The 19217-nt window shown below is 55.0% G+C and carries 18 protein-coding genes; 15 read left to right on the top strand and 3 right to left on the bottom strand.

All coding sequences use genetic code 11. From position 1 onward, the window contains the following. Positions 1-114 precede the first annotated feature (114 nt). The 6 genes from AAC019_RS09595 to AAC019_RS09570 all read left to right on the top strand — a co-directional run bounded on the left by AAC019_RS09595 (position 115) and on the right by AAC019_RS09570 (position 6499). Entirely contained in the window at positions 115-960 is an 846-nt protein-coding gene (locus tag AAC019_RS09595; protein ID WP_339898569.1) for an MOSC N-terminal beta barrel domain-containing protein, read from the top strand. A gap of 315 nt (positions 961-1275) precedes the next feature. Then, positions 1276-1962 (top strand): PepSY-associated TM helix domain-containing protein, encoded by a 687-nt coding sequence (locus AAC019_RS09590; RefSeq protein WP_339898567.1) that lies wholly within the window; start codon positions 1276-1278, stop codon positions 1960-1962. Positions 1963-1987: 25 nt separating this feature from the next. Beyond that, on the top strand, positions 1988-2494 hold the full coding sequence (locus AAC019_RS09585; protein ID WP_339898565.1) for a DUF2271 domain-containing protein: 507 nt from the start codon (positions 1988-1990) through the stop codon (positions 2492-2494). A 17-nt stretch (positions 2495-2511) separates the two neighbouring features. Continuing rightward, positions 2512-3333, top strand: a complete 822-nt coding sequence (locus tag AAC019_RS09580) for a DUF4198 domain-containing protein (RefSeq protein WP_339898564.1) — start codon at positions 2512-2514, stop codon at positions 3331-3333. A gap of 6 nt (positions 3334-3339) precedes the next feature. After that, positions 3340-4845, top strand: a complete 1506-nt coding sequence (locus tag AAC019_RS09575; RefSeq protein WP_339898563.1) for a sulfite reductase flavoprotein subunit alpha — start codon at positions 3340-3342, stop codon at positions 4843-4845. 313 nt (positions 4846-5158) lie between these two features. Further along, positions 5159-6499 (top strand): DUF2130 domain-containing protein, encoded by a 1341-nt coding sequence (locus AAC019_RS09570; RefSeq protein ID WP_339898561.1) that lies wholly within the window; start codon positions 5159-5161, stop codon positions 6497-6499. A 61-nt stretch (positions 6500-6560) separates the two neighbouring features. Here AAC019_RS09570 and AAC019_RS09565 read toward each other — a convergent pair whose 3' ends face one another. Together AAC019_RS09565 and ppnN are read right to left on the bottom strand one after the other, a co-directional pair. Further along, complete coding sequence (locus AAC019_RS09565) at positions 6561-7658, bottom strand: DUF481 domain-containing protein (protein WP_339898559.1); 1098 nt, start codon at positions 7656-7658, stop codon at positions 6561-6563. A gap of 744 nt (positions 7659-8402) precedes the next feature. After that, entirely contained in the window at positions 8403-9833 is a 1431-nt protein-coding gene (ppnN, locus tag AAC019_RS09560) for a nucleotide 5'-monophosphate nucleosidase PpnN (RefSeq protein WP_339898557.1), read from the bottom strand. Between the two features lie 443 nt (positions 9834-10276). Here ppnN and AAC019_RS09555 point away from each other — a divergent pair, with 443 nt between their 5' ends. From AAC019_RS09555 to AAC019_RS09520, 8 genes are all read left to right on the top strand, one after another. Beyond that, positions 10277-11200: an urease accessory protein UreD gene (locus tag AAC019_RS09555; protein ID WP_339898555.1), complete on the top strand. Its 924-nt coding sequence runs from the start codon at positions 10277-10279 to the stop codon at positions 11198-11200. A gap of 78 nt (positions 11201-11278) precedes the next feature. After that, positions 11279-11581, top strand: a complete 303-nt coding sequence (ureA, locus tag AAC019_RS09550) for an urease subunit gamma (protein ID WP_041522751.1) — start codon at positions 11279-11281, stop codon at positions 11579-11581. 8 nt (positions 11582-11589) lie between these two features. Next, entirely contained in the window at positions 11590-11895 is a 306-nt protein-coding gene (locus AAC019_RS09545) for an urease subunit beta (protein WP_339898553.1), read from the top strand. A 1-nt stretch (position 11896) separates the two neighbouring features. Beyond that, entirely contained in the window at positions 11897-13600 is a 1704-nt protein-coding gene (gene ureC, locus AAC019_RS09540) for an urease subunit alpha (protein WP_339898552.1), read from the top strand. A 10-nt stretch (positions 13601-13610) separates the two neighbouring features. Beyond that, on the top strand, positions 13611-14123 hold the full coding sequence (ureE, locus tag AAC019_RS09535) for an urease accessory protein UreE (RefSeq protein ID WP_339898551.1): 513 nt from the start codon (positions 13611-13613) through the stop codon (positions 14121-14123). Beyond that, on the top strand, positions 14123-14791 hold the full coding sequence (locus tag AAC019_RS09530; protein WP_339898550.1) for an urease accessory UreF family protein: 669 nt from the start codon (positions 14123-14125) through the stop codon (positions 14789-14791). The genes ureE and AAC019_RS09530 overlap by 1 nt, the downstream gene beginning before the upstream one ends. Positions 14792-14940: 149 nt before the next feature. Next, a complete protein-coding gene (gene ureG / locus AAC019_RS09525; protein WP_339898571.1) occupies positions 14941-15564 on the top strand; it encodes an urease accessory protein UreG in 624 nt (207 codons plus the stop codon). A 58-nt stretch (positions 15565-15622) separates the two neighbouring features. Further along, the gene (locus tag AAC019_RS09520) at positions 15623-15844 is read left to right on the top strand and encodes a hypothetical protein (protein ID WP_339898548.1); all 222 of its coding nucleotides are present in this window, start codon (positions 15623-15625) and stop codon (positions 15842-15844) included. A gap of 40 nt (positions 15845-15884) precedes the next feature. On the opposite strand, the gene AAC019_RS09515 is transcribed toward AAC019_RS09520, so the two are convergent. Beyond that, a complete protein-coding gene (locus AAC019_RS09515) occupies positions 15885-17054 on the bottom strand; it encodes a glycoside hydrolase family 88 protein (RefSeq protein WP_339898547.1) in 1170 nt (389 codons plus the stop codon). Positions 17055-17227: 173 nt separating this feature from the next. Here AAC019_RS09515 and AAC019_RS09510 point away from each other — a divergent pair, with 173 nt between their 5' ends. Beyond that, positions 17228-19168: a hypothetical protein gene (locus AAC019_RS09510; RefSeq protein WP_339898546.1), complete on the top strand. Its 1941-nt coding sequence runs from the start codon at positions 17228-17230 to the stop codon at positions 19166-19168. Positions 19169-19217 lie beyond the last annotated feature (49 nt).

Genomic DNA, 19217 nt, shown 5'->3' with positions numbered 1-19217 from the left:
TGCCTTATTTTAGCAAAAAACGCCTATTTTTTGGAGTTTTTCTACAGTCTCAACGTATAGACCTTAGCGCTAAGCGCGGCTACTGTGGTGCAATAACACCACACAGAGGCGCCTATGAAAGTCGGCACGATACAGTCTATTTGGCGCTACCCGGTAAAGGGGATGGCCGGCGAGTTACTGCGCTCGTGCTGGCTCGATGCCAAGGGCCTTGAAGGGGACCGGCTGTGGGCGGTGCAGGATGTAAAGCGGCAAGAGATCCAAAGCTGTAAGTTTCGCCCGCAGCTGTTGCAGTGCCGGGCGCAAAGTTTAGCCAGCGGCGGGGTGGCGATTCGGTTTCCCGATGGTGAGCTGTTGCCAAGCCGTGCCGAAAAAACCAACGAGCGGATATCGCAGCTGCTGGGGCACGCCAGCGTCCTACAGTCACTGCGCCCGGCCGCTGACGCCGATTTTTACCGGCGCCACAAGCAAGATGACCACACATGGCTCGATGAACTTAAAGCCACCTTCGAGCGCGAACCCGGTGAGCCGCTGCCGGATTTAGATAATTTGCCCCCCGCTATGCAAGAGTACGTCTCGGTGCTCGGCACCTTTTTTCTCGTGTCGCCTTTGCATTTACTGACCACCGCCAGCCTTCACCAGATGCAAGTGCACAACCCCGGCTCGGATTGGAATGTGGAGCGGTTTCGGCCCAACATCGTTATTAATACCGAACCTGCGTTGCAGGGGCTGGTCGAGCAGGGGTGGATCAACCGCACGCTTAAGCTAGGCAATGTTGTTGTGGCCTGTAACGGCGCCGCACCGCGTTGTGGTGCGGTGGTAAGGCGCCAGAGCGAGCTTCCCGACGATAAGAGCATTTTGCGTACGATTGTGCGCGAGGCCGAGCAAAACCTTGGCGTCTACGGCGATATTCAGCAAAATGGCACCATCAGTGTTGGTGACGAGGTGGTGTTGCTTGATTAAGCCTCGCCATTAGCCATTGCCAGAGACCGGTAGGCCGCACTCTGGCCGCTATTTAATACCTGGTTTTGGTGCGGCCAGGCGCGCAGTCTGGTGCGTTACATCCTACTTATTGCTATTTACTTTAAATCCCGCTAATGGCTATTTATGTTAAAGCCCGCTAATGGCTTTCCCCGCCGGGCGTATTGATCTCACGCTGCGTTTGCTCCTGTTTTTACCGGTTGCTTGTCGGTTAACCCCACTTGCCGCCAGCCAAAGTCGCACTTCAGCTATTGCACAATAGTCGCGCCGCCCCTAAAATGAGAATCATTATCGAAAGTGTGTTCGGGCATTATCTCGCCCGGCGCTGGTTTAACGTCTGGTTATGCGCTCGCAAAAGGCATCGGCGGGGCTATTACAAGGTGGGGAAGTGTGGGGTTCGGATCGTTAAGGCAGTGGCACTGGATCAGTTCGGCTGTGTGCTTGGTAGGTATGTTGTTGTTTGCCGTTACCGGCATCACGCTTAACCACGCCCATCAAATTCCCGCGCAAAAATCCATTGTTGAGAAACAGGGCCAGCTAGACGAGACGGTACTGGCAGCGTTAACCGTGCCCGGCTCTGAGGTGGGGGCTTTACCCAAAGCGCTGCGCCGTGCGCTGCGCCGCACGGTAGGTGTGAACGTGGCGGCGGGTATCGAGGCGGAGTGGTACGACGATGAAATTTACCTGGCACTGCCCAGACCCGGGGGCGATGCCTGGATGAGCATCGACCTGCAAAGCGGCGAGGTTATCTACGAAAAAACCACTCGCGGCGCGGTCGCCTATTTAAACGATCTGCACAAAGGCCGTAACACCGGTGTCGCCTGGAGCTGGTTTATTGATGTATTTGCCGTGGCCTGTGTGATTTTTTCGGTTACCGGCCTGTGGCTGTTGTGCCGTTTGCAAAAAACTCGGCCGGCTACTTGGCCCGCGGTGGCCTTAGGGGTAGTGGTACCGCTCATCATTATTATTTTGTTTGTTCACTAAATGCCAATAAGGACATAAACCTTCTATGACATTGTTTAAGCGAGTTCTTCCCGCCGGTTTGCTGGGCCTGTGCGGGCCGTTAGCGGCGGCCGATGTGTCGGTAAACCTAGAGATACCCGACATGAATGTGGCCGAATACCACCGGCCCTATGTTGCCATTTGGGTACAACACAAAGACAGCAAAGCGGTGACCAATGGCGCCGTGTGGTATCAGATCGACGACGATGGCGAAGGCGAAAAATGGCTAAAAGATATGCGCCTGTGGTGGCGCCGCAGTGGCCGCTCGCTAGAGGTGCCCATCGACGGCGTCACCGGTGCCACTCGCAAACCCGGCGCTTACGAGGTTGATTTAACGCACGTGGCCGAGCAACTTGAGCCAGGTGAGTATCAACTGTACGTCGAGGCCTCACGCGAGGTGGGTGGCCGCGAGTTGCTCAACGTCGATTTCAATTGGCCGGTAGAAAAATCACAAACGTTAACTGCACAGGGCGAGACCGAGCTGGGTAAGCTTACGGTCAGCTTTAACCCTTAACACCACAGGAGTTGGTTATGAAATTTAAGAAGTCTTTAGCATTAATGTTGGCATTGGCGCTGCCAATGGCGGCCGAAGCTCACCGCTATTGGGTGTTGCCGGCGGCGACCGTGTTATCCGGGGACGACCCGTGGGTCACACTGGATGCGGCGGTATCCAACGACATTTTTTACTTTAACCACTTCCCACTAAAAGCACATTACCTAAGTGTGGTTAAGCCCGACGGCAGCGAAGGCGAGATGTTAAATGTGGGCGAAGGTAAGCACCGCACTACATTTGATATTAACCTAACCGAGCAGGGCACTTATAAAGTGCTGATGGACAGCAGTGGCTTGCACGCGAGCTGGGAAACCGCCGATGGCGAGCGCAAGCGTTGGCCCGGCCGGGGCGAAAAGCCCGAGCCCGGTGACTTTGAAAAGAAAGTCCCACAAGACGCCAAGGATCTTAAAGTCGGCTACTCGTCCACCAAGCTAGAAACCTTTATCACTGCCGGTAACCCTACCGATACCGTGTTGGCGCTGAGCAATAAAGGCCTGGAGATGAAATCCTCGGTACACCCCAACGATTTGTTTACCGGCGAGCCGGTAGAGCTGACCTTTTTTATGGATGGCGAGGCGATTGAAGGCGTGAACGTGGTGATTATCCCCGAGGGTATGCGCTATCGCGACTCGCAGGAGGAAATAGCATTGACCACCGACGAGGCGGGCAAAGTAAAGGTTGATTGGCCACAAGCGGGCCGCTACTGGTTAGAGGCCGAGTACGAAGACGACAAAGCCAAAGCGCCCGCCACTACGCGCAGTGGTAAGTACATCGCGACGTTGGAAGTGTTGCCGCTGTAATTACCCATGAGCGAGCTGGAACGTATAGCGCTGGCACTTTTGCTGGCGCTTTTTTATGGCGCGTTTTGCTGGTTTTGTTTTAGCCGGCGCCGGGTTACGGCCGGGGGCGCTGTAACGCAAGCCGATGTGGTGGTGGCTTACGCCAGCCAGAGCGGCCGCGCCCATGCCCTGGCGACAAAAGCCTGTGAAGCTTTTGCCGGCAGAGCGTCGCTGTGTGGGTTAAACCAACTTACGCCAAGCGAGCTGCAAAAGAGTAAAACCCTGCTTGTTGTGGCCAGTACGTATGGCGAGGGCGAGGCGCCGGACAATGGCGCTTTATTCGAGAAAAAGTTCATCAGACAAGCTCCCGAGTTATCGCTTACCGACACGCAATTTGCGGTTGTCGCTTTGGGCGATTCCTATTACTCCGGCTTTTGTGCGTTTGGGCGGCGTGTGTACTCGGCGCTGCAGCGGTGCGACGCGCGTGCGTTGGCCGGTTGCATAGAGCTGGATGCCAGTAAGCCCGAGCAAGAGGCATTAACACAGCTACAGGCGCTGATAAAAACGCTCGGTGGCGACTTTGATGTCGACACCGCCGAAGACAGCGTCGTGCCCGATCGGTACCGGGCAACGTTGCATCGGCGCCAATGCTTAAACAGTGCCAGCCCCGGTGCGCCTCTGTACAGCCTGATGTTAAACACGACTGATGCGATTAACTACAGCGCCGGTGATATCGCCGAGGTTTACCCGCTGCACGATGCCGAGTTGTGCAAGCAGCAGTTAGCGGCGCTTGGGCTAACCGAGGATGCAACGCTTGAGCTTAACGGCCAGGCGATTCCGGCCTGGCGTTGGCTGGCCTCTCGTCAGTGGCCGCTACCCGAAAAACCCGCCGCTATACCGGCCGGGCAATGGCTTAAAACCTTACCGGAAGAGGCGCCACGGCAGTACACCATCGCTAATGCCTATACCCCGAATACCTTGCAGCTGGTGGTGCGCCAGCAGCGCAACAGCACCGGCGAGTTGGGGTTAGCCTCGGGTTGGCTGACCGAGCGCGCCGAACTGGGCGGCGAGCTGGAGTTGGCCATCAGAGATAATCAGGAGTTTCATACGCCCCCGGCCGATCAACCGCTGATTTTAATTGGCAATGGCTCGGGCGTAGCCGGGCTTAGGGCTCACTGGCAGCACCGGGACAATACCGGCGGTGAGGCCTGCTGGGTGCTGTATGGTGAGCGCGACCCCGACACCGATCGCCCGTTTGCGGACGAACTGGCGCAGTTGCAGGTAAAGGGTGTTATCCACGAGCTGGACTGTGTTTACTCACGCTCAGGCGAGCACTCAGAGTATGTGCAGCAGCGGCTTTTGCGCCGGGGCGATTTGCTAAAACGCTGGCTTGAGCGCAACGCCTGTATTTATGTGTGTGGCAGCCGCGTTGGCATGGGGCAGGGCGTTCACGATGCACTGCTCGAGCTGTTGGGTGAGCCGGCACTGGATGAGCTGCAGGCGGCAGGGCGCTACCGGCGCGATGTGTATTAACGCCGTTGCCCCCTTATTGGTTAAGCTTGGTTGTTTTCTACGCAGTAAAGTCTACGCAGTAAAGCCGGCGTCCTTTGTAACCACTTCTGTTAGTTTTAATCTCCCGCACGGTGCCCGGTTTATATACGCCCCGGGTTACGGCCAATTGAGGCAATCCGCTGGGCGTGAGAGAATCCGTTTCATCGCCCAAGTGCCCACAAAGCCGTCGGGTTACCGCTGCTGAGCGTAGGGTTACGCAATAGCAAAGTTTAACTCTAGGCCGCTGTTACCCACGCTGTTTTATCGCACCTGATCAGTCACAAGGATAAAACCTATGCATGAAATTAACTGCCCCCACTGTAAAAAAGCCTTTAAAGTCGATGAGGCCGGCTACGCGGATATTTTAAAGCAGGTTCGCGATCATGAGTTTGAAAAGCAGTTGCATGAGCGCCTGGAGCTAGCGGAGCAAGACAAACAAAACGCGGTGGAACTTGCCACCAGCAAAGTGACCCGCGAGCTCGATAAGGCCTCCGCCGCCAAAGATGCCGAGATAAAAGAATTACAGGCTAAATTAGCCGCCGGCGAAGACGCTCAAAAGCTGGCCGTGATGGAAGCGTTAACGGCGCTCGAAAAAGAGCGCGATACCTTGGCAAACGAGCTTAAGCAAGCAGCTCACGACAAACAGGCGGCGGCCGAGCTGGCCGAGGCAAAGCGATTAAATGAACTGCAGCAGGCGACGGCGGCCAAAGATACCCAATTGCTAAGCTTAAAAAGTGAGCTTGAGCGCGCGCAGTGGGAGAAACAACTGGAGGCCACTGCACTAAAAGATCGCTACGAGGCACAAATCAAAGACCGCGAGGGCGAGATAGAGCGCCTGCGTGATATGAAGGCCCGGTTGTCGACCAAAATGGTGGGCGAAACTCTGGAGCAACACTGCGAGACAGAGTTTAACCGGATTCGCGCGACCGCCTTTGCGCACGCTTACTTCGAGAAAGACAACGATGCCCGCAGCGGCAGTAAAGGCGATTATATCTTTCGCGACTATAGCGTGGCAGAGGGCACGGGTGAAGCGGCTACCGAAACCGTCTCGATCATGTTTGAGATGAAAAACGAGAGCGATGAAACCGCCACTAAAAAGAAAAACGAAGACTTTTTAAAAGAGTTGGATAAAGATCGTAATGAGAAAGGCTGCGAGTACGCTGTACTGGTGTCGCTATTGGAGCCGGACAGCGAGCTGTATAACACGGGGATCGTCGATGTATCTCACCGCTACCCGAAAATGTATGTTATTCGGCCGCAGTTTTTTATCCCGATTATTACCCTGTTGCGTAACGCCGCGCAAAACTCGCTCAAGTACAAAGCCGAGCTGGCGTTAGTAAAGTCGCAAAATATTGATATCACAAATTTTGAGAGTGATCTCGATGCCTTTAAAACGGGATTTGCGCGCAATTACGAGCTGGCTTCTAAAAAGTTTAAAACCGCTATCGATGAAATCGATAAAACTATCGATCATTTGCAAAAAACCAAGAACGCGCTGTTGGGCTCGGAAAACAATCTGCGTCTGGCCAATAATAAAGCCGATGACTTAAGCGTTAAAAAACTGACGAAACGTAATCCGACGATGGCGGCAATGTTTGATGAGCTTAAGAGTACAGACGGGCGGGACCCTGAATAAAGGTATGCTCGGGTAGTCGGATGGCTGTACGCCACTGCCAATGCAGTGGCGTACACTAGCATTAAAACTCGTAGCTTACGCCTACGGTGTAACGAAAATCGTCTTGCTCGGGCAGCACGCCATCGCTGTCGGCCTGGGGATATTTAACCCGGTCCCAGTAGGCGCTCATGCTTAAGTCGAGCGAGCCGGTTAGATCAATGTATAAGCTAATCACCCCGTGGTGCTTGTATTTGCCCGAGTCTTTATTGGATGCGGTCAGTTGGTAGCTGGCACTCACGTCCATGTAGTCGGTCAGTGATTGATCGTACTGGGTGGATAGATAAAACGCACCCGAGTCGACGGTGCGGCTTTGCCCCTCGGGGGTTTCTTCGTAGCGGGTGTACATATAGCCCGGGCCTGCCGACGCGGTCCAGCTAATGTCGTCGGTATCAAAAATATAAACACCTGCACCCATACCGCCGGTCCACTGGCTTGCGATATTTTGCAGCGGCGCGCTGTAGTATTCAAACTGCACGGGCTGCCAAAACCAGTTTTCAGAGCGACGGATATACCAGCTACCATTGGCGCGGTGTTCGTTACTGGTTTCTTCGCCGTCGTCGTAAAATACATCGGCGATATAGCTTAGGCGGATACTGGAGCGTGCCGTGCGGCGCAGCAAGTCGACGTTGGCGGTAAAGTCTTTTTGGTTGGTGTTGCCGGTGCGGTAGTTGGCGCCAGCGCCCACTTTGCCGCTCCAGCGGTCGAGCTCGCGTTTACTGGTGCTGGCAATACGCAATGCGTCACTAAACTCAATGGGCCCCTGGCTGCCAATTATCAGCTTGCCATCCACGGTTTCAAGGGTGCCGGAATAAAGCTGTTGGCTGTTAAGCAGCACATTGAGTGGCGTGTGGCTATGAATGGCCTCCACCGAGTCCCAGTCGATGTCTTGGTCGCCAAGCTCGTCACTGTCAAAACTTAGGGAGTCTTTTTCCAGCGCGGTGATCTTACCTTTTAGCCATTCACCCGAGGTGAGTTTTACCCAATCCCAGGGGGCGTTGATCTCAATGGTTACCGTATCAGAGTCTGGCCGCTCTGCGGCAGACGCCGCGCTGGCGGTGGCGCAAAAAAATGCAATAGGCACCAAGCCTAAAAAACGGAGTGGTCGGGTTGTGGTGATCACTAGAAAGTCCTTGAGGTAACGTGTCCAATATTGGATAGCTGTTGCCTGTTTAAGGCGTAGCGTTAGCGCAATAATTATAGAAGATCTGATGGGGGAACACTAATGCCTGGCCTGTTGGTGTGAACGTGATAGCGGCCGTGGTATTGCGCAAGCGTATTTTTACAGGGTGATAAAACAGCGGATAAAAAAAAGGCCCACTTTGCGTGGACCCCTTGTGCGATTAATGTCTTTATTCATCCGTGTAGACGTGGGTACATCCTTTGCGTGTTGACTCTTTGCGTATTGATTGTCCCCTCTGGCGTCCTGCCGATGCGTCCTTCAAACCCCTGTCGTGGAATTCTTAGTGTTTGGCTCCGTGCCGATTGACGTTTCCCTGTCGTCTTACCTGTTGTTGTTTTGTTCTTCCCTGGCCCGTCCATGGCACGACATCCGTGTAATAAAATCCTTGTTTAGCATCCCGCTAATCTCACATCCTGTGATGTGTCCCTGTCTTTCCTTAAACCTGCATCCTGCAGGATTCCGTTCTTGGCGCAAATAGCGCAACCACATCCTGTGGTTGGGTACATCCTGTGAACCTTCCTGGCCCCTTAGTCGTCCGTGTAACGTCCCTGTAAGCGTAGTATCCCTAAAACGCTTATGTCGAGATAGTCGCCATTAACGTTAGTTTTTGTGAGATATGTCGTACACAGGATGTGATTCGTTCGTTGCATATTGGTGTTATTAGTGTGACATTTTTGTTACCGGTTAACGCATTATGCGGTAGCAGGGCTTATAGGTGCTGCCGGGTAATTTCATGCGGCCCTGATGCTGAAACGCCTGCAACAGGTCATCCACAGGTTGCATAATGGCGGCTTCACCGCAAATTTCGAACAAGCCGTGCTTTTCAATGGCGCGGATGCCCTCGTCTTTTACGTTGCCGGCCACAATGCCGGAAAAAGCCCGGCGCAAATTGGCCGCTAGCGTGTGGGGCTCTTGGTTTTTGTGCAAAGCCAGAGCGCTCATGTTGGCGTGGGTGGGGGCAAAAGGCTGCTGAAACATCGGCGCAATTTTTAGCTGCCAGTTAAAGTAGTAGGCATCGTCTGTGCTTTTGCGAAAGGCCCGTACTTCGGTGACGCCATCGAGCATAGTGCGTGCCACGGCCTCGGGGTTATCGATGATGATCTGATAGCGCGCCTGCGCCTCGGCGCCAAGGGTGCTGGCGATAAACTCATCGATTTGCTGAAAGTACGCCGCGCTAGAGGCCGGCCCGGTAAACACCAGTGGAAAGGGCAGCTCAGCGTTATCCGGGTGCAGCAATATGCCCAACAGATAAAGGATTTCTTCGGCGGTACCGGCGCCGCCCGGAAACACGACAATCCCGTGACCTGCCCGAACAAAACCCTCCAGGCGCTTTTCGATATCCGGCATAATCGCCAGCTCGTTTACGATAGGGTTGGGGGCCTCGGCGGCAATAATGCCCGGCTCGGTGATGCCAATGTAACGGCCTTGACCCAAGCGCTGCTTGGCATGGCCAATGGTGGCGCCCTTCATGGGGCCTTTCATGGCGCCGGGGCCACAGCCGGTGCAAATATCCAGGCCGCGCAGGCCCATCTCGTAGCCCACCTTTTTGGTGTAGTCGTACTCGCCCATGCTGATAGAGTGACCACCCCAGCAGACCACAATGTTAGGGTCGATGTTGGGGCGAATAATGTGCGCGTTGCGCAGCATATGAAATACCGCGTCGGTGGTGGCCTCGGTCGAGAGCGCATCGCCTTTATTGATCGACTGCTGGGTTTCGGCCAGGCGGCTGTCGCCACTGGCAAATATCACGTCGCGCAATACGGCAAACAAATGCTCGCTAATCCCGCGAATCATTTTGCCATCCACAAACGCGCTGGCAGGGGCACCTTTTACATCGAGCTTAATACCGCGCTCCTCCTGAATGACTTTAATATCAAAGTCGGGGTAGCGCTCCAGTAGCTCTTTACCGTCATCCAGCGAGTTGCCGCAGTTAAGCACCGCCAGCGAGCAGCTGCGAAATAGCTTGTAAAGCCCGCTCTGACTTACGTCCAGCAGCTTGGCTGCCTCGGTTTTAGAGAGAATATTGAGTTGCTCGTGGGGGGCAATAATTGCGTCGGTGGTGTCGTAGTGGCCTGCCTCGTGATGGGCGTGTTGGTATGGCTGATTGTGGGGCATTGAGTCTTGTTCCTTCCTGGCGCCTAGGCGGCGGTGACTACAGCGACGGGCTTTACCGCCTCTGTCTACAATGGGTATATCGTACGTTTAAGTGTAACGCAGATTTGTTGAGTTGGGTGTTGCAGGCCGAGAGGGCTTTATATTTTGCTTAGCTCTTTGTGCATGTGCCTTGGTCCTGGTATTGGGGTGGCCGTTACGTGTTTGGTGATGCCGTGCGCCATCTGCGCGCACAACAATGGTGCGCAATGTAACGGTGATTTATTTGGCGGGTCATTTTGGTGCGTTTCGGCGTTTTGGCCCCCGCCCCGTGGGGCCTGTGGGCGCACTTTGGTTGGCATAGATCTTGATCTGTTCTCTGGATAGGCTGTTCCTTGGATAGTAAGTAGCCCGACCCATAAGACGATAAAGGCCATCATTAACTGGCCACCAAAGAGAGAGTACCTGTGCCCCATTCAACCAGCGCCGCTGGGTTATCTGCGCCAGAATTACCCGTGGATGACGCAAACCCTTTACCTCAGGTGTCGCGCCAGTGGCGCGCGTCTATCGATATCGAGCTGGCCCAGCGGGCAGGGCGCACCGCTTTGATGCGCGCCCGCCATCAGGGGCCGCTGCGTATCCAGCGGGTGTTTTACCCAGAGCCATCCGGTTGTGCCCATGTTTACCTATTGCACCCGCCTGGGGGGCTGGTGGTGGGGGACGAGCTTAGTATCTCAGTGGCGGCTGCTACCGGTGCTCACGGCCTGTTAACCACGCCCTCGGCGGGTAAGATTTATACCGTTAAAGGCTTGCGCCACAGCGATGCGGCGACCGAGCAAACCCAGCGAGTGAGTTTAGTGCTACAACCAGATTCTGTCTGCGAGTGGCTGCCGCAAGAGACGATTATTTTTAATGGCGCCAACGCCCGGCTTAATACCCAGCTTGAGGCGGCTGCCGATGCCCGTTTTTGTTTGTGGGATATCGTCTGCCTGGGGCGGCCGGCCAGTAACGAGGTGTTTACCGAGGGCGTTGTCGAGCAAACGCTGCAAGTGCGCATCGATAATCGCCCGGTGTTGATCGAGCGCAACCGGATGCGCGGTGGCGATGCCATGATGGAAGCCATGTGGGGCCTGCAAGGCGCCGGCAGCTTTGGCACTTTGGTGGCAAGCGTCACTTTAAGTCGCGACCAGATTGATAACTTGCTCGAGAACCTGGCCGAGCGTTGGCCCGAGGCCAAGTGGGGCATTACGCAAAAAAAGCAGCTGTTAATTGCCCGCTACCTGGGTGCCAGTGCCGCCGAGTGCCGCTTTGGTTTTGTGGCGATTTGGCAGGCGCTACGCCCGGTGATGCTTGGTTGCGAGGCAGTAGAGCCGCGCATTTGGTATACCTAAATTAATATTGCAACCATTTAAATCGTAAGCTTGCGCTGTTTACGGCGCCGCTAACAGACACATTCACAGGAGAGAGTTGTGGAACTATCGCCCAGAGACAAAGATAAACTGCTGCTGTTTACCGCCGCGCTACTCGCCGAGCGGCGCAAAAATCGCGGGGTTAAGCTCAACTACCCGGAGTCGGTTGCGTTTATTAGTGCCGAGATTATGGAGGGCGCGCGCGACGGCAAAACCGTCGCCGAGTTAATGGATTATGGCCGCCAGATTTTGCGCCGCGAGGATGTGATGGACGGCATCCCCGAGATGGTGCACGAGGTGCAAGTCGAGGCGACCTTCCCCGACGGCACCAAACTTGTCACCGTTCATAACCCGATCGTTTAGGAGGCGCTATGATTCCCGGAGAATACGATATCTTGCCTGGCGAGATCGAGCTAAACCCAGGCCGCGAGACGGTGACATTACGTATTTCCAACAGCGGCGATCGCCCCATACAGGTGGGTTCGCATTATCATTTTTACGAAACTAACGCCGCACTTAACTTTGAGCGAGATAAAGCCCGCGGGTTTCGCTTAAACATTGCCGCCGGCACCGCCGTGCGCTTTGAGCCTGGTCAAACGCGCGAGGTGGAGTTAGTTGCACTAGAAGGCGCTCGTACCGTGTACGGGTTTCGTGGCGATGTAATGGGGGAGCTATAACATGGCGACAATAGACAGACGCGCGTACGCCGATATGTTCGGCCCCACCACCGGGGATAAAGTTCGCTTGGGCGATACCGAGTTGTGGCTCGAGGTCGAGCGCGACTACACCCGCTACGGCGAAGAGGTAAAGTTTGGCGGCGGTAAAGTGATTCGCGATGGCATGGGCCAATCGCAAGCCAGCTGCTTTGATACTCCCGACACGGTAATCACCAATGCGTTAATTTTGGATTACTGGGGCGTGGTGAAAGCCGATGTCGCGATTAACGATGGCCGCATTAGCGCCATTGGTAAAGCCGGTAACCCGGATGTGCAGTCCGGGGTGGATATCGTCATTGGCCCCGGCACCGAAATTATTGCCGGCGAGGGCCAGATTTTAACCGCGGGCGGTATTGATGCGCATATTCATTTTATTTGCCCGCAGCAAATCGAAGAGGCGCTGATGAGTGGTGTTACCACCATGATTGGCGGCGGCACCGGCCCGGCGACGGGCACTAAAGCGACTACCTGTACGCCCGGCCCCTGGCACATTGGTAAAATGTTGCAAGCGGTTGAAAGCTTTCCGATGAACATCGGTTTGCTCGGTAAAGGCAACGCTAGTTTACCGATTGCCCTGGAGGAGCAGTTAGAGGCGGGTGCACTGGGATTAAAACTGCACGAAGATTGGGGCACAACGCCTGCCAGTATTGATAACTGCTTAACCGTGGCCGAAAAATACGACGTGCAAGTGGCGATTCATACCGACACGCTGAATGAATCGGGTTTTGTGGAGGACACCATTGCCGCGTTTGCCGGCCGCACGATTCACACCTATCACACCGAAGGCGCCGGCGGCGGCCATGCCCCCGATATTATTAAAGCCTGCGGGTTAGATAACGTCTTGCCGTCGTCCACCAACCCGACCCGGCCCTACACGGTAAATACCATCGACGAGCACTTGGATATGCTGATGGTGTGTCACCACCTTGACCCGAATATCCCCGAAGACGTCGCCTTTGCCGACTCGCGTATTCGCAAAGAGACCATCGCCGCCGAAGATATTTTGCACGACTTAGGCGCGTTCTCGATGATCAGCTCGGACTCGCAAGCCATGGGCCGCGTCGGTGAGGTGATATGTCGCACCTGGCAGACGGCGCATAAAATGCGCGTGCAACGTGGCGCACTGCCGGGCGAAACCAGCAGTGCCGATAACTTGCGCGCAAAACGCTACATCGCCAAATACACCATTAACCCCGCTGTGGCACACGGTATCGCCCACGAGGTGGGCTCGGTTGAGGTTGGCAAACTGGCCGACTTAGTACTGTGGAAACCGGCGTTTTTTGGCATTAAGCCCGCGTTAATTATTAAAGGCGGCGCCATTGCCGCCGCCCCTATGGGCGACCCCAATGCGTCTATCCCGACACCGCAGCCGGTGCATTACCGCCCCATGTTTGGCGCTTACGGGCGCGCTTGTACCGGCACCAGCGTTAGCTTTGTTAGCCAGGCGGCGTTAGAGGCAGGCATTGCCGGCTCGTTTGAATTAGAGCGGCGCTTGGTGGCCGTTAAAAATTGTCGCTCGGTAACCAAAGCCGATATGCGCCTAAACGACTACCAGCCCCATATGGAAGTCGACCCACAAACCTACGAAGTGCGCGCCGACGGTCAGTTACTGACCTGCGAGCCCGCCAGCGAGCTGCCGTTGGCGCAGCGCTACAGCCTGTTTTAAGTGAGTTGTTATGTTAGAAGCCTTTAGCGTTAAACAAGAGGCAGCCCCCGGGGCTGTGCTGGAAGTAGAAGCCACATTCGAGCAGCGGCAAAAAAGCCGCTACCGCACGACCACCCGTTGCGGTCAGCCGCTGGGGTGGTTTATCGAGCGCGGCCACGTATTGCTCGATGGTGAGGTGCTGCAGTGTAGCGACGGCCAACAAGTTCGTGTTATCGCGGCGCTGGAGCCGGTCAGCCAAGTGACCAGCGACGATGCGTTGGCGCTCACACGGGCGGCTTATCATTTAGGTAATCGCCATATGCCGCTGCAAATCGGTGCGGGTTTTTTACGTTACCAACACGATCATGTATTAGATTTAATGGTCGAGGGTTTAGGCCTCGCGGTTAACTTTGAGCAGCAGCCGTTTCAGCCCGAAAACGGCGCCTATCACGGTAAAAGTCACGGCCATGCACACTCCCATGATCACGGTCATTCCCACGCCCATTCTAATAGCCACGATCATCGCGCGGAGCATAGCCACTGATGTCCGGCTCGCTGTTGCACTTAATGCACTTGGTAAGCCCGGCACTGCCGGTGGGCGCTTATGCGTATTCGCAAGGGCTGGAGTACGCCATCGACAGCGGCTGGGCGGGTAGCGAGTCGGCGCTGCAAGACTGGATCGAACAAGTGATGACTCACAGTTTGGGGCAGCTTGATGTACCCGTGTTGCGCCGGTTGTATAGCGCCTGGCAAGCCGATGATTTAACCGAGGTGAACCACTGGAACGACTTTGTGTTGGCTTGCCGGGAGACCCAGGAGTTGTTGCTTGAAGATGAACAACTGGGATTAGCGCTCGGGCGTTTGCTCGAGTCCCTCGATATCCCGCAGGCGGCGCGCTCACACTTTAACAGCTCGCCCAGCTACGTGACTTTGTTTGCATTAGCCGGTGTTAAGTGGAATGTAAATATTGATGAGCTGGCCCGGGGTTTTGTCTGGAGCTGGCTCGAGAACCAAGTGGCCGCCGCCACTAAAATTGTGCCGTTAGGCCAAACCCACGCGCAGCAGTTACTGGTGGCATTAATGCCAGCGGTGGATGACGTGTGCGAACGGGCTAAACCATTAACCGACGATGAGCTGGGCCTGAGTTTGCCGGGCCTGGCGATGGCCTCGTGCCTACACGAGCGACAATACACGCGTCTGTTTCGATCTTAATGATTCAGCTCACATCCAAAATCGCCCTGAGCTGCGTTAAAAAATGATTGTTTACACGTTTAGACTCACATTTTTCGCCTTGCTCAGAACAATTTTGACTGCAACCTGAACCATTAGAATTAAAGCTTAATCGTTACACGAAGGAAGAAATCCATATGAACAAACCAGCACTACGCTTAGGTATCGGCGGCCCGGTTGGCTCGGGAAAAACCGCCTTGGTCAAAACCCTGTGTGCGCACCTAAAAGATGTCTACAACATCGCAGTAATCACCAACGATATTTACACCCGCGAAGACGCCGAGTTCTTGCAGCGCCACGAGGCGTTGGCCGATGATCGTATTATCGGGGTCGAGACCGGCGGTTGCCCGCACACGGCGATTCGTGAAGACGCCTCGATGAATTTATCCGCCGTGGCCGAGCTGCAAGATCGCCACCCGGGGTTGGATGTGATTTTAATTGAAAGCGGCGGCGACAACTTAGCCGCGACTTTTAGCCCTGAGCTGTCGGATTTAACGCTGTATGTGATTGACGTCTCTGCCGGGGATAAAATTCCGCGCAAGGGCGGGCCAGGTATCACCAAGTCTGATTTATTAATTATTAACAAAACCGATTTGGCGCCATTGGTGGGCGCCGACCTTGGGGTGATGGATCGCGACGCGAAAAAAATGCGCGGCGATAAACCTTTTTTGTTTACCAATTTAAAAGATGAATCGGGTGTGGCCGAGGTGATTGCCTTTATCGAAAGCGCCGGCATGTTAACCCGCCGCGCTTAACCGCATGACCGTAAACATCACTGTTAACAATGACTGCTAGATACGTTTGGAGAGTACGATGAAACTATTGAACCAAGTAACCGCTTTTTTGAGCGCACTATTACTGGTGCCGCTAGCCTTGGCGCATCCGGGGCACGGTGCCGGCGGGGCATCTGAGCATGTGCACTTTTCGGTTATAAGCTTAGCGGTGGTAGGCGCCGTGTTGGCTGTGTATTTTGTGCTGACGCATAAAAGCCGTGCACGCTCGCGAGCGCGCCGCGAACAGCAAGATCGCGATTAGCCCGATAAAAAGCCCGGTTTGCGCCGGGCTTGCTACAGAGTTATTTAACAGGCGCTTTACCGCCCGCGTAATCTAGCATCTCCGATGCGGCTAATAAGTAGGCACCACTGCCGTACAACTGGGTGTCGTCGGCGTGGACTTTATCGGGCGCGTAGCCCACTTGTTGTACCCAGCCAAGCCAACCCTCTGGGGTTAAGCGTTTATCAATCGCCTGCCAGCCGCTGACAATTGCCGTGTTGAAGTCGGCCGATGGTAAAAGCCCACGATTAACCCCCCACGCCAAGCCAAACACCACAAAGCCGCTGCCGCTGGTTTCGGGCAAAGGGTCATTGCTGTGATCCAGCAGCGATGGCGCCCACAAGCCTTCTTGGGTTTGTATCGCTTTAAACGCGTAGGCCATTTTGCGGTAATGCGCGATTAACGTCGCCCGTGCGGGGTGCGTCTCGGGCAGTTGCTCAATTAATAATGGTAAACCGGCAAACACCCATCCGTTGCCACGGCTCCAAAAGATTTTGTTGCCGTACTCACTGCGGCGCTCAAAAAAGCGACTGTCGCGGTAGTACAAGTGCTTGGTGGTATCGAACAGGTAATCGGTGGTGGCCCAAAACTCTCGCAAGGCGTATTCCAGGTATTGCGGATCCTGGGTAATGCGGCTTAACGCCGCCCAGGCTGGTGGCGCCATAAACAGCGCGTCGGACCAGCACCAGCGCCGCTGGCATGTTCCCTCGGCCTGGCCGGTGGTATCGCGTATAAACTCCAGCGTGTTGTCGGCGTTATAGGCCAGCACTTTGTCAAAGGCGGCTTGGGTGGGCGCTAGTTGTTGCGCCTGATGCGCGGCGGTGTGGCTATCCAGCTGCGCTAAATATACCTGCGCAATCGCTTGATCATCGGCGTGCCAGTACAGGGGGCCCAGCTGCCAGCGATTAGACTGCGCTTTTTGTTGCAGGGCGTCGCGGTAGCGGCCGTTGCCACCTGTGTTATCCCAACGATTTAAGCCAATATAAAATGCCGCTTGCACCCAGCCCTCGGGTTGCGCGGTATGATCGCGAAAGGTGCGGATGTAACTAAAATCATCCATATGGGCCAGTTGCCACCGGGCGAGTCGGTCGGCGTGAGCTTGCACATCATCTGTGGTAACAGCCGGAGTGTGGCTGCACCCCAGAGTCAGTATTACGCTCGCCAGTAGCGCTGTTAAGGTAATTGTTGGCATGGTTTTATTGTTATTGATGAATGTAAGAGCATCATATTACCCGTTTTAGGTCTGCTTTTTAACCTGTTAAATTGTGTACAGGGTTTACTGTAAGGCGGGCAACTTGGGTATACTCAGCGGCGATTCTCACCATAGGTTGGTGCAAGAGTAATACATAAATGTAGGGAGATTGTATGACGTATCGTGTCTTTACCGCGCCTGTGCGCTGGACACTGCTGGGGTTGAGTGTCGCTGTGGCGGCGGGTTGCGGCAGTGGCAATGACGATAGTTACGAGGGAATGGAAACTTTTCGGGTAACCGCCAGCGCAGGAGAGGGTGGTACTGTCACCCCTACCGAATCTGACGTACTGCGCGGCGCCTCGTTGCATGTTACCGCGCACCCAGAGCTGGGTTACCGGTTGCTTAATATGACCGGTTGCGATGGCGCGGTGATCGAAGAAAACCGCTATAAAACCGCCGATATCGAGGCGCCTTGCGATATTCACGCAACCTTTGAGACAGGCCCCATCGAAGAGCAAGCTAATTTACAATTTAGCAATACCGCGGTTGCCCGCAGCATTGGCTTAAAGTGGAACGAAGTGACCTATGCCCTGCGTTACACCCTGTATAAAAATATCGATGGCATGTCAGGTTTTACCCAGCACGGCCCGGAGCTTGCCGGCGACGAGTTGAGCTATCAAAGCACAGAAACCCTATACGATAATCTGCAGGCGGAATACAAGCTTGAGGCGTGCAACGAAGAGAGCTGTTTAGACTCCGAGTTGCTTATTACCGACAGTGGCATCAATCAGGCGATTGGTTATGTCAAACGCCCGGCCGACGATTCCAGCCTGCGTTTGGGTACGGCCTTAGCCTTTAGTGGCGATGGCGAAACGCTGGCCGCCAGCGCCCCGGAAAATTGCACCGCCGATAACGGCGGGTTGTGCAGTGGTGTGGTGTATATCTACCGTTTGGGAGAAACCCGTTGGGAGCTTGAGGCGAGCATTGAGCGTGACGACATTCGCCCTAACTCGCGCTTTGGCGAGCGTATTAGCTTAAGCCGTGATGGCAACACCATCGCCATTAGTGCGCCGGGTGCCAACTCTAACTCTAGCAGCAATAGCGACTCCCAGGAGGGGGCGGTTTATATTTACCGCTTTGAATCCAGCGCCTGGGGTGAGACGCACGAGATCAGTGGCGCAGATCAAGGCGAAAACGCCACCCGGATATTTGGTCTGGGTGCCGATCTGGCATTAAATGCCAGCGGCGATACCCTGGCGATTGTTGCCCAGCGGTCAATGACCAACGACGGACAGGCGCTGTTGTACCGCCTTAATGAAGACGACGAATGGGCGCTAGAACAGCGCTTTGAGCCGGCCAGCTCTATAAGCCTTGATAACACCGGTAACTATCTGGCGATTGGTGCGCGTAATGCTCAGGGGGAGGCCAATGAGGACACCGGCGTGGGCGTGGCAGGTGTGTATCACTTCACCGTACCGGAGGATGAGCAGGACGAAACCTGGGTGCTGCAGGATGAGTTGCGGGCCCCTGAAACTTTTGTCGGGCAACACTTTGGCCACCGGGTATTGCTGAGCGGTAATGCGCGCAAGCTGTTGGTGGGGGTTGACTACGAAAGCGCACTGGTTAATGCACAGCAACTAGAGCAGCCAGAGGTGTATCTGTTTGAGCCCGCGGAGGACGACGAGTGGAGCTTGAGCCACACCTTTGCCCAGCTCGATCAAGTTGGCTCCGGCGAGTCAGGCGGAACAGGCCGATCACAATATGGTGCCGCACTGGCTATGAGCCGCGATGGTAGCCGGGTATTGATTGGCGATTCAGCTGAAGACGGCAACGGCAATGGCTTTTTTGCCAACGATGCCAACAACGCCGCACCGATGGCCGGGGCCGCTTATTTGTACAACCATGTAGACGGCAGCTGGCAGGAAGAGATTTACATCAAAGCCAAAAACACGGGTGCCGGCGACGAGTTTGCCAAAGCGGTGAGCATCAGTGGTAACGGCGACATTATTGCGGTGGGCGCACCGGAAGAAGATGGCTCGGCGGTAGGCATGGATGCCGAGGTGATGGCCGATAGCGGCAACGCCGATGGCAGTGGCGCGGTATATTTGTATTAAGCTGTGCTTTGAATACTAATGGTAAACCACAAAAAAGGCGCTGATTTCT

It is taken from the genome of uncultured Gilvimarinus sp. (genome assembly GCF_963975215.1).
GTDB lineage: Bacteria > Pseudomonadota > Gammaproteobacteria > Pseudomonadales > Cellvibrionaceae > Gilvimarinus.
This window is presented reverse-complemented; position numbering and strand designations above follow the sequence as displayed.